We start from the raw sequence: 11,810 nt of genomic DNA on the forward strand, positions 1-11,810 counted from the left end.
AAAAGGTTAAGGCAGTGAAAATTTCACAGATCTTTCGGTTTTTTTAATGCATAGAGCAAGAAGATTTAAAATCCTCGTCGATGAACTAAGATCCGACTAAGCAGAAAAGAGAGAATAAGGTGCGTATAGTTATAATGATGCTTTCTTTTTTTCTTTTAAATGCAGCCAATGCTGAGATTCGCATCGATACCTTATCAAACAATCAATGGCTTTCAGGAAGTGAAGGAAAAAAAGATATCGTAGTAAGCGGTTCTGTAGAGAAAAAATTTGCCGATTCTAATATTAAACTGGTTATTCTTTCTGTCGGTACCGGCGATGGGAAATCAGTTTCCGCTAAAATTGCTAAAGACGGAAAGTTTAAGCTGACCTTTGATCAGAGTGAATTAGCTTTAAATGGTGAAAGCAAGCTCAAGTTTTCAGTGCATGATGGAAAGAAAACCGCCGAAGAAAAAACTATTAGTGTTTTTTGCTGCTCTGCTGAAAAGTATGGATTCATTAAAGAGATAAGTTCAAAAATCGATCAAAATATCGAAGCCAAGATGCCCGTCACTGAAATTGATATGGCCGGTGTTTTTATTCCTAGTAAAAGCACAAGTGAGAAATCTCATATCACGATAGTTCCAACAAGAATTGATACAGAGGTCGACACAGAAAAGTTCATTCTTTTGGGCGCTTTGACCCGATTTAATATTGAGAACCTTTCCACATGGAAAGGCGTTGAGTTCAAACTCTTAGCTAAGACAAATCTTCCTAGAGAAGGTTCAGGCATACCCATCCCAGTAAAAGACTGGGAGTTCAAGAATGGTCGTAAATGGAATGAGATCGACCTCAAGAAGAGCAAAGTGTTGATCTTGGCCTTTGATGAAAATACTCAAGGGTGGAAGGAAATCAATCCAACTAAGATCGATGGGAAAGTGATTTACTTTAATATTCCGGAACATAATAGTTTTAATCTCGTATTTGTCCCGGTCGTTGTAAAATAAGTAATATAATGCCGTCTTGGACGAGTAAGAACAAAAACTAATATTATGAAATTCTATCTAACATACTTCCTTCTATTTTTTCTCGGATTTAATCTTAAAGCTCTTACATTAGGTGCAGAGAGTGCGCGGATGAGAGCTACGATGAAGGGCCTACCCCGGCCACCCCATGCTTTCTGGGAAACTCTTCCTGCGAGACTTGCCCCTTTCTTAATTATCATTGTGATGATAGTCATGTTGATTGTTGACTGGCGAAAAGGCAGATCTTCTTTAAAGAAAGTATTTTTCTTAACATTTTTCCTGGCTTTTCTATTCTTATTTTCTCTTGTAGTCGTTTAGTTAAAATAAAAAAGGCTGCGTAGTTCGCAGCCCTTTCGTTGCTACTGATAGTACTCAGTAACTTCGATGTAGCCACTTCCTCCAGCGCCGCCTGCGTAGCCGCTTGTGCCCGCAGAACCACCTGAACCGCCTGCTCCTACGGAGTAAGTGTAAGATGAAGCTGGGCTTGCAATAGTAGCTTCGACATAGCCACCAGAAGATCCTCCTGGGCCACCAACTGAACCAGTCGCGCTAGATGGGCCACCACCGCCGCCGCCACCAGATCCGGTGTTGGCAGCTGCAGAAGAGCCGGCACCATTAGAACCGCCAGAGCCTGCTCCACCAAATGGAGAAACTCCTCCCATGCCGCCGCCTGAATATTCATTGTTTGCGGATTGGTAGCTAACGCCGGCACCATATCCGCCACGTGTGGCTTTACAGTCCGTAATTGTTCCGCAAGTTGCTGTTCCCGGACTATTAGCGAAAGTATTACCGCCCGTATTGCCTGCATTACCGCCGTCAGCGATGAGTTGAGATCCAAAGGTGGTAGTTCCACCACCACCACCTGCGCCACCGTTTGATCCACCGCTAGCTACTGCGGAGCCATTTCCTCCAGCACCGCCACCCACCATGCGTATGCGGATATAGAGCGGTGAGCCAGTCAAGGTATGAGTTCCGCTACCAGAAGTGTACCGTGTAGTTAATGGAGCTACTTTTACACCCGAGCCTGCAAACGCAACCCATGTTGGAGAAGCGACGGTTCCGGCATTTCCGTAGAATGTTGAATCTGAATTGTTGAAAACGATTTCGCCAGTTTGAGGCTGAGAAATATTTGCCAGTGCATCTGAGGTTGGCGCCACTAGTCCCAATCCGTTTGCTGCCATTTGTGCTGATGCAACTACTCCTGTTGTGAGCACCATGCCCAATATCCACAATCTATTCATTTTATTCCTCCTTGGAATTTGTTGTGGAGACGAAATTATCTTGGAGGAATTTCTGAGACTATATAAAACAATTTCTTGTGTATGAATCTAGACTTTCTTTAGCGCGAGCGAAAAGAGTTAACTGTTCAAAAAAAGAAGGCTGTGCAAATTTCGCAGCCTTCTCATTTTTTAAAAGTATAGAGCAAGAGGTCTAAAGCTCTTGCTAGCAAAACCAAGCAGACAGATGTTTCTATTTTCCGACGTTGAGCATTCCTTTAAAGTCCATAGGAACAACGATGGTGTGAACTTTTCCATTAGCAATAGCTTCAGCTACCTTCATGTTTGCCATTGCTGACATATATTCAATAGCACCTTTGTTGGCGTTAAGAGCAGCAATACGCTCAGCTTCTTTTTTGGCTGTTTGTACTTCGACTTCTTTTTGCTTGTATTCATTCTTTGCTCTAACGAGTTCGTTGGCTGAGGCAACGACAGAGTCTGCAGGCAAGATCACGCGGACCAGAACTTGACTGATGTTGATGGCAGTGTCGAGCTTTTCTTCAGCTAAGCTATGAATCATCAAGTCTTTAACTTCAGTTTCAATAGCTTGACGATTGTCATTCATATCAAGGGCATCATACTTACGGGCTGACTTATAGATCGCATTGCGCGCAGTTTGATGGATATAGTTATACATCAAATAGATGTCGCCGTCGTGCTCGGAGTGAAAGGATCTGTTTTTCGAAACATACAATTCACTAACGGATTGAGGATTGATGCTATAGACAACCATGGCATCAAAGTCCTTCATAGTACTGTTATCTTTTGCAAGGGGAGTCATATCTTCAACACGCACACTCACATCTTTGACTGGAAAGGTGAGAACACTTCCGATGATCGTCTGGTTGAAGCTTCCTGGAAGAAGTTCTCCGGGGCTGATTTGTTTATCAAAGCCAATCCGAACACCAACTTCCCCTGTTTCAATACGAGTACAACTGACGAGAGTTAAAAATGAAAAACACACGATGAAAACATTCGAAAGCTTCACACGGACTCCTGTAGGCAACTTGTTTTAGTAAGTCGGAGTAAATATCGTATTGTTTCCACAATTCGAGTGCAATAGAAATAGAAGACTGTAAGATGTTATCTCACTTAATAGCAAAAGGTAGTTTAAGGACCGAGGCATAACCAGTGAATTCTGCGATATACATTTTATTTCCTTCAAAAGAAGGAGTGTTAGGCCATGGAAATCTTTTATTTTTTTTATCCCATTTAATATTTAATACCATTTTCTTCTTCTTAGATGAGTAAAGAAAGATATCGTGAAAGCCAACAATAGAGAAGAGATCTCTGTCAACCTCTCCTAGGCGAAATATATATTCACCGAGTTTTATTTTGTTGATGAGCTTTCCTTCTCTGTACTCGGCGATATAAGTTATTTTGTCATCTTTTCTATCCTTCTTTGAGACCAGAAGAAATTTGTTCTTACCAATAACGATAAAGCCGCTTATCTTAAACCCTTTGAATTTTTCTCTGGCTACAACTTGTCTTTTCTTTTTTGAAAGGGTTGTTAGTCCTTCATCGCTTTGAATATAGATACACTCTTTTGTGATAGTTGGTGGGTAGATGCTGCCGTCCTTTACTTTGCAGTCCCATATTTTTGCTCCTGTGTTCTTATTGAAAACTGAGAGCTTGTAACAAATATTTACAGCGTAAATTAAACTCCCATCGATTATTGGAGTTGCGTTAAGTTGATTTCTATTGCCAGATCCTGTCTGCTGTTTCCATAGAACTTCGCCGGTCTTAGCATTGAGGCAATATAGGAAGCCTTTGCGATCGCCTAAGTACAATCTTCCGTTATCAAGAGTATATCCGGAGTAAAAATGTTCATAAGATAGGCCATAGGGAGCGAACTGCCAAATAACTTTTCCGTTCTTTGGATTGATACATAAAACTTCCTGTGATGTTCCTGAGTAAAGGAGCCCTTGATGGCAAACAATGTTATGTCCACCAAGATAGTTAAGTTTTATCTTCCAAAGCAAATTGCCATTCTTTTTGTCCAGAGCGATGAGCCTACCCGGTGAGAAAGAATCATAGATAACCATATTCCCAACAATTAAAGGATTCGGTCTGTGATCAAAGCCGACGGCATTGCATTGAGATTTGCGTGGTAAGCGTGTTTCCCAAACTATGAGGTCTTCGTATTTCAGCGTCTTCATATATTATAAATATTTTCTTGTTTTTGGAGTTATTGGCAATAAAATAAATTGTCCTCACATGTTTTTAGTAAATCGGCAAGGCGGCGAAAATTGCTATGGAATATAGGCATAAAATAAATAGTTTGTCCCAATACCTAGAGATAATTTCAAAAGCTGGTAAATTCGCGACCAAATCGCCACTGTGGTTTCGCGGCCAAAGATCAGATAAACTCGGTTTGGTACCTGGAATCTATCGAAGGTCCAATAAGCATCTTAAACGCGATGAAAAGTCTCCAATTATCGAATTTTTTCAGCTGTCAAATAACTTCCTTGAGCGAGAGAACTTGGATGGCTGGGATTGGCTAGCATTAATGCAGCACTATGGCTTGCCAACGAGGCTCTTGGATTGGACTGAAAGCAGCTTAGTTGCGCTCTACTTCGCCCTAAAGGACGGTGAGAGTCCGCAAGATTTTCCTACGATATGGATTATTGATCCGTATGCTTTAAACCTTAAATCAATTGACGATGACAATATCCAGCTTGCTTGGGGTTCTAGATTATTTCCTTGGCTTCCTGAAAGTCTAAGAATTGAAGGAGCTGTTAAGCATCTGATAGAGAAAAAGCCTTCGTTCAATGAAGCTGGGAAGTATCCAATTGCTACATATGTTAGGTATACAAATCCAAGAATAATTGCTCAAAGTGGTGCGTTTACACTACATGGTCATTATGAAGATTGCCTTGAAAAGTACTTTGAATCCAAATCTATTAAATATAGAAAAATAGTTCTAGAGCCGGTCAGAAGTAGTTCGCTGAAATGGCTGAGAGCTAAATTGCTTTTCGAATTAGAAAATGTTGGTGTTCATCAACTGTCATTGTTTCCAGAGCTATCATCTGTTGCTTCTTTTATTATAAATAGACGTACTCCTTAAGAGGTTTGAAATGTATTATCCGAAGAAATCACATATTGGAGCAAAAGGCGAAGCGCATTTAAAATCGACAATTTTCAATGATATTGGTTGGATTTATCGTCCCCAGCCTGAATCTGACATTGGAATTGATGGCGAAATTGAAATACTAGATGAAAAAAATCATAGTAAAGCGGTATTAGCTAAGGTGCAGGTAAAGACTTCGGAGGAAATTAAAAACTTAGATAATATAAAGGTGCCAGTAGACGAACCTCATTTGGTGTATTGGAGTCGATTCAGAATTCCTGTTCTTTTGGTTGCCGTTGACCTTAAAACAAAAACTTCATATTGGACTTTGATTGATTCTACAATTTCTGTCCCACCTGGCCAAGAGACATTCTCGGTTCATATACCTAAAGAAAATATTATCAATGTTCATAGAAAAGAATTTCTATCTGAGACACTGGCAATTCCGAGAGGAGTTTTCGATGGCCTTATTGAGTTAGTTGAGTTTGAGGCCGAAAATTTATTAGATGTCTCATGTTACGCGGATGATAAAGAATTTGATGACGCAAATTCAAAAGTTTGGAAGATGGTTCAAAATATTTTCCAATTGGCTGAAAATTTTGAGGGAGTCCTGTCGTTTCAGCATCGAAAGAGAATTTTGATGGGGGCTAAGAAGGTTTTTGAAAATCATATGAAAGACTTGAGTGAGCGCCTGAATAACCTATCGCATGACACTGTCGTAGGAAATGTGCGAGTAAATACGACCATGAAATTAAATTATGGTGGCAATAATTTTGATGGTGTTGACTATTATGATTTTAATGACCCATCCATTTTGAACTCTGAGGATTGGATTATTGAAGTGACTGGCAGCGTTTGTATGGGACACAACAATAGCGGTAAGGCGATTTGGAGAGATATAGCTGATTTTACCGAAAGGGGTTGGTGGTCAAGTAAAGACCCGCTAGATGCTATTGGTAAGGCCAAGAATGAACTAGTAGAAGTTATTAATGATTTTCCGAGAGAGTAATAGACATTATTGGGCTCCTCAAATAGAGGAGCCCATGCAATTAGAAATACAAAGCCAACGGTCTAAAATCTTTATCGATAAATCCGAGATCCGACCAAGCGGAGTGGTGATTGTCTTCCCAGTCCTTTAAAGCCGCGCGGTATTCCTTCGGATAAAGCGAATTCATCACAGCACTGCGCTTGATAAACCACCACATGCAGACCATATGGCTCTTCAGGAACACGGATTTAGCTTCAGTGTCTAGTAATTCTCGAATTTCTGCAGGAACATGTTTTTCATATTCTTCCGCTCGTGGGAATTCTTTCAATCGGCCATTTTTAAAAGAGTAGAACTGATTGCATTCTGAAACTGACCAGTCCAAGTAGACTTGTAAGATACGGATAAAGTCTTCGCGGTACATCAGAAGACCCTTTGTCTTCGCCAAGATCTTTTGAATCTGCACAGGCAGCTTCTTAGCGCTTGGAACGAGCTTTTCGTGGTTTACATACTCTTCCAACATCGCGATCTTATTCCCGATGGGATAGGCAAGTGTGCAGAGGTTTAAAATGTCTTCTGCATCTTTGACCTTGTATGTTTCTAGCTGCTTCCAGATCGCGCGTTTTACTTCGTTCTCTTTTTGCCAGAATTCCAATGCAGAGTTTGCATGCATGATGGATTTTTCCGGAGCATCAAATAAGAAGATCTGTTCCACTTGGCCTTTGACGAAGCTTGAAAGGACGCGCGTGTCGTGATCAGGGATTGCATCGTAGTTAATAGGCCCCACTTGTTTTTCAACTTGGGCCATCACGCTCAGGAAGGGGCATTGGAAAATAAAGATCTTTGCTTCACGCAGTTCTTCGAGCGTTGTTCTCTTTAGCAGGTGGTTTAAAAACTCAGGGCCCTCATCGTAGGCCACATCGACCCAGATGAGTGGCTTCACGGCATGGAAAAAGAGTTCCGGCAGCAGATCAAACTGCTGGGAGTAATTGTGATTAAAACCTTTTGAATAAAGCAGCAAGCTACCGGCTGCGGGACCGCGGCCTGGGCCGATCGTGGTGCCCATTTCGTCGGCGACGTCTTTGATGATATCGAGCAGCTCCATCATTTTTGTGAAGTGGGTGCTTTCGGCGGCCTTGAGTTCGTGGCGCAGGTTGCGTTCAAGGTCTCCCGAGACGGCGACGCCGCGGGCTTTTATCTTTTGCTTTGCTTGGGTGACAAGCTCTTCCATGATGATCCTCCTTTGTGGCTCACTGAGTTTGTGAGCAGTGTTTAAGGAGGCAATGAGGGCTTCGAGCTTTTGAATCCGCGCCGCCGCCTGCACGTGATCGGCTTTGAGCGCTTTCAATTTCTTCTTCAAGGAATTCTGAAGATTCTCTGTGGTGAGAGTGGGGTCCTGCGCCAACAGCTCAGCGATTTCGCCGAGGGTGAATCCAAAGTCTTTGAAGTTTTTAATTCTCTCGGCTTGGGTCACTTCGGACTTCGAGTAAAAGCGGTAATCATTATCGCCTCTAGAATGCGATTTGAGTAAGCCCTTAGCTTCATAAAAGCGAATAGCCCGCGCGGTGAGCCCGGTCTTCTTAGCCAGTTGTCCGATAGTAATCCAGTCCTTCATCATTGCCTCCGAGTTAAGACTGGGGGTTGACGTAGAGTCAAGGTCAATGCCGGGAGTGGGGTGTGGGGGCGGGGTGTTAATATCACAATAGGATCATTATACGCACTGTAACTACGCTCTTACTAATCTGATATTGCGTATACACTATTGGACAATTCTCCCAATGTTAGGAGGGCCATGCGATCTTCAATGTTGTTTAGAAACGATTTAATTAATACTGAAAACTCGCTGGACGATTCTATTTCTAAAATCCACTTATCAGGAAAATACCGAGCTAAGTTTCCAATTATGTACAAGCTTACATATATAGTACCAAATTCATTTAGGCAAAATGGCGGAAGAAATCCGACTTCACTTACCGACTTTTGAAAACATTCTGGGACCGACAATTGTGGAGAGACTCCTTTGCCACCATTGATAGTTACCACGAAGCCCCCCGCAGGAGATTCGCTTATATCTACTTGCTTCCATGCCCAAGGTTCGATTTTGAAATGATCAAACACTTCCCACAATAGTGCTGTAGTTGTTGGATGCGTGATAAACTTTAAGCGCGAATTGAAGTTATCATTTGGGAGAACGCTAGTTTCCTGGATTACAACTCCACGTACAACCTTTCCACTAATGTTGTACGTTGATAATTCTCTTTGCAGCCATGGTAAATGGGTAAAGCATTCTAGTAAAGTTAGGCCTTGTAATGGGAAGTCAGAAATATTGGAGCCGGTTAGGAGCACTTCAGTACTCTTATTGGAGACATTAGTATCATGATATTGTGTAGTATGCAGACCTATCAGAGAAGCGTATTGAGCAGTGCGTCTCCAAAGTTCAAAGGTACCCATTCTAGCACCGTCTTTAATCATGGGTTTTGCTCTAATACTTGAAAACTTCTCTTCGACTGTTAGCTGTTTTTGTATATTTTCGGAAAATAGTAGTCCGTGATGTCTGTGACTTTCTCGCGCGACATCTAGGCTACTGGTGCCATCCTGTTTCACCAATATCTCAGCGAGTGCTAGGCACATGCATGAGTAGTAGAGCAATAATGGCTTGGTAGCCAAGCTGACTGTTTTTGATGCATCTCTATATTCTTTGGCTTGTTGAATGCAATACCGGATTTGTTCAGCTTGCTTTTGAACGTTTCCTTTTTGATTCTTGGGGACTGAGTGCCATTTCATTAGAAGGTTTGTAACATATGGTACACTTCGATAAGTTTCGAGCCAATCCCAAGCATTATGACTCTCGCGATCTGAAATTATTCTACCTGTTTTATATGATTGCATCTAGTTGATGGTCTCTTCGGCTGATTGCGAGGATTTTTTGCTTATTGTTGTTACACTACTAATTATATCTTTAATACCAAATTTTTCTGGCAATACTGGGGCGACTTTGTCTAAGGTGTTTGCATCTATCTCTAGGTCATAAGATAGCGATTCAAAGGACATATTCATAAAATGGTTCTTTAAAACTACAAATGAGAGAAAAGAAGCGTAATTTCTTTTCTCAGAGTCAGGCTCGCCTTTGAGCACCGTTTCAGCGGTATTTCTGGCAAGAATTAATTTTGCCTCAATATTCCTGGTGTCGGTTACTAAGTTTAGCGTATTTTTGACAGTATTTTTTATAAGTTCGAACAGCCAGTAAAATGCGGTTAAAAATATAGCCCCTGCCCCAAGTCGTAGCGCTGTGATTGTATACAGTTGATGAGGTTCTGTAGTATTTTGTATTTGCTCAAGTGCATGCTCATAATACGTCATAGCACCTTGACATAGTACTTTTGCGAGGCCAATTAGGAGAAGTGAAAGTGCTAAATTAATTGCAAAATTTTTCCGAGTTTCACTTTTAAATCCTTCAAGTGTCGAGTTATAGAAATTTTTTTTATTTAAGATGTTGTCTAGGTCAATTTGAGCTCTATATTTCTCGTCTTGTTTTGTTGCAATTTCTGACTTTAAATTATTAATATTATTGTCTAGTGCCTGATATTCTCCTCTTAAGCTATTTAAGTTTGTATTAAGAGATTCATTTTTCTTCATCAGCTCTTCAAGATTAGATTCTAATTCTTGTTTTTTGCTCGATAAATCTTCATTAATTTTATGCAGGCGCCCCTCTTCGGTCTTTAATCCGGAAATATTATTTTCCAGATTCACGCCTGAATTTGTGAGCACTAGTGCTTGGGACAAGTTCTTTCTGAATGCTTGTATAGAAGTCGACAGGTTTTGAAAATAGTTTGAAAGTTTATCTTGAAAGTCAGAAGGGTCAAAGTTTAGGTCGCCATGTATTTCAATCTCGCTAATGATCTCAGCTAAAGGTTTAGTCGTGTTGATTTCGATTGCGACAACTACCCCATTAACGACTATCTCTTTTTGTTCCTTAAACGGATTTATAGTTTTAAATTCTGAATTTCTTTTGCTTGGATCGCAGCCGTAATAAATTATTTGTACTCGGCGGGTTCCGAGAGCGCCTTTGTTATGGAGGTTAATGGTGTGAATATATGCCGGCCTCTTGAATTCTAGTCGTAAACTTTTCTTCTGTGTAACTAGTTGCAAGGGGCCGTCTAAGATTTTACTTTCTTGATTTGCAGATGATTGTTCGTTTAGTGAATTACTTTTGATTCTTTCAAATGCATAAAATGGAAGGTCTGATTCTACTGTCGGTATTTGAGTCTCAATTTTTTTGAATTCAGCCTCTAAGTTTTGAAAACTCATATGGTTCCTTAGCTTGTACTTTAGTTTGAACTACTGCAATAAATAAATATAGTTTAATCTTAAACTAAGATTAGTTGCCTTAGGGAGTAATCGATCAGAAAAAGCCATTCAACCAGAATTTGGTCTAGGCACTAGTCTCTAGATGCTTAGTAAGCATGCCTAAGGTAATAAGGTGTTATTTAAGAAAAATTTAAAATAGTATGTATCCAAAAAAGAGAGAATTACTATTGAGTCTAGACAAATGCTGATTACACCTATGCGGTGGAAAAGAAATTCTAGCATAGTTCATATACGAAATTAGAATCTTTCAAGTTTATTTGAAAGATCATCATTACTAATTTCCTCTATGGTAGGGCCAAATGCCTTTGCCATTTTATTAGAGACGGCAAGATAATCGGCAACCCAACGAAATTTCTCATACGCAATAGGATTTTTTTGTGACGCTTCATTTAGGTTGTGTGCAATTACTTCCAGCTTTGTATAATTCTCATGACTAAAATATTGTGAAAGGTAGTCTACGAATAGCGGGTAGTCTTTTTGAAATGATCCGAACTTGCTTAGATTCTGTCTCCAATGAAAAAGCACTCTATGATTCCAAGATCCCGTAGGTTGATTAATTTTTTGAATTAAACTATGCGCACTATCAAAGTTTAGGTAAGAAATTATATTTTGATCTAAAATAATTCGTGGAAATTTTGCGTGTTTGGTTTCCAAATCATATGCTCGAATAAAACCTGGACCAAATATAGTACGACTTTCTTCATTAAAAGTCATTTCGCCGACACTAACGCCACCTCGTAGCCAAACATTATATAAAGCAAGTTCTGCTTGTAAAAGGGAAAGTGCAATAAGAAATTCTTTCGTTTTAATTTGATTCCCTTGCGAGCGCTTTGATGAGTCCATTTTCATAAAAGCAACGATACTATCGCTGAAACTAATAAACTGAATATCTTTTTTAATATAGATTTCTCTTAAGCGTGCTGTTACAGTTTTTGAAATTTTAAAATACTGATTTATTTTTTCATCCTGATTTTCCTGTATCATCTCGCGAAAGCCTAAGACGTCTAGAAAAGCAATTATATAGGTAGAATATTTGTAACGAGAATTTGGTAAACTCACTAAAGTCTCCAATAGCATTTGCTATTCAAAAAGTAAGGCTTTGCTGAAGT

10 protein-coding genes are annotated in these 11,810 nt (G+C 40.1%); 3 read left to right on the forward strand and 7 right to left on the reverse strand.

Annotated elements, in window-relative coordinates:
- Nucleotides 1–134 precede the first annotated feature (134 nt).
- Nucleotides 135–983 (forward strand): hypothetical protein, encoded by an 849-nt coding sequence (locus JSU04_18570; GenBank protein ID MBS1972317.1) that lies wholly within the window; start codon nucleotides 135–137, stop codon nucleotides 981–983.
- Between the two features lie 377 nt (nucleotides 984–1,360).
- On the opposite strand, the gene JSU04_18575 is transcribed toward JSU04_18570, so the two are convergent.
- From JSU04_18575 to JSU04_18585, 3 genes are all read right to left on the reverse strand, one after another.
- A complete protein-coding gene (locus JSU04_18575; protein MBS1972318.1) occupies nucleotides 1,361–2,242 on the reverse strand; it encodes a hypothetical protein in 882 nt (293 codons plus the stop codon).
- A gap of 229 nt (nucleotides 2,243–2,471) precedes the next feature.
- Nucleotides 2,472–3,266: an SPFH domain-containing protein gene (locus JSU04_18580; GenBank protein ID MBS1972319.1), complete on the reverse strand. Its 795-nt coding sequence runs from the start codon at nucleotides 3,264–3,266 to the stop codon at nucleotides 2,472–2,474.
- 100 nt (nucleotides 3,267–3,366) lie between these two features.
- Nucleotides 3,367–4,437 carry a PQQ-like beta-propeller repeat protein gene (locus JSU04_18585; GenBank protein ID MBS1972320.1) on the reverse strand — a complete coding sequence of 357 codons (1,071 nt, stop codon included), beginning with the start codon at nucleotides 4,435–4,437 and terminating at the stop codon, nucleotides 3,367–3,369.
- Nucleotides 4,438–4,532: 95 nt separating this feature from the next.
- On the opposite strand from JSU04_18585, the gene JSU04_18590 reads away from it, so the two are divergent.
- On the forward strand, nucleotides 4,533–5,345 hold the full coding sequence (locus JSU04_18590; protein MBS1972321.1) for an FRG domain-containing protein: 813 nt from the start codon (nucleotides 4,533–4,535) through the stop codon (nucleotides 5,343–5,345).
- Between the two features lie 10 nt (nucleotides 5,346–5,355).
- Nucleotides 5,356–6,357 carry a DUF4365 domain-containing protein gene (locus tag JSU04_18595; GenBank protein MBS1972322.1) on the forward strand — a complete coding sequence of 334 codons (1,002 nt, stop codon included), beginning with the start codon at nucleotides 5,356–5,358 and terminating at the stop codon, nucleotides 6,355–6,357.
- Between the two features lie 40 nt (nucleotides 6,358–6,397).
- On the opposite strand, the gene JSU04_18600 is transcribed toward JSU04_18595, so the two are convergent.
- The 4 genes from JSU04_18600 to JSU04_18615 all read right to left on the reverse strand — a co-directional run bounded on the left by JSU04_18600 (nucleotide 6,398) and on the right by JSU04_18615 (nucleotide 11,760).
- Nucleotides 6,398–7,948 (reverse strand): MerR family transcriptional regulator, encoded by a 1,551-nt coding sequence (locus tag JSU04_18600; GenBank protein MBS1972323.1) that lies wholly within the window; start codon nucleotides 7,946–7,948, stop codon nucleotides 6,398–6,400.
- 122 nt (nucleotides 7,949–8,070) lie between these two features.
- Complete coding sequence (locus tag JSU04_18605) at nucleotides 8,071–9,222, reverse strand: hypothetical protein (protein MBS1972324.1); 1,152 nt, start codon at nucleotides 9,220–9,222, stop codon at nucleotides 8,071–8,073.
- On the reverse strand, nucleotides 9,223–10,641 hold the full coding sequence (locus tag JSU04_18610) for a hypothetical protein (protein MBS1972325.1): 1,419 nt from the start codon (nucleotides 10,639–10,641) through the stop codon (nucleotides 9,223–9,225).
- Nucleotides 10,642–10,938: 297 nt separating this feature from the next.
- Nucleotides 10,939–11,760, reverse strand: coding sequence for a hypothetical protein (locus tag JSU04_18615; protein ID MBS1972326.1), 822 nt, complete (start codon nucleotides 11,758–11,760; stop codon nucleotides 10,939–10,941).
- Between the last annotated feature and the right edge of the window lie 50 nt (nucleotides 11,761–11,810).

This window comes from Bdellovibrionales bacterium (genome assembly GCA_018266295.1).
In the GTDB taxonomy this organism is placed as follows: Bacteria; Bdellovibrionota; Bdellovibrionia; order Bdellovibrionales; family Bdellovibrionaceae; genus JACMRP01.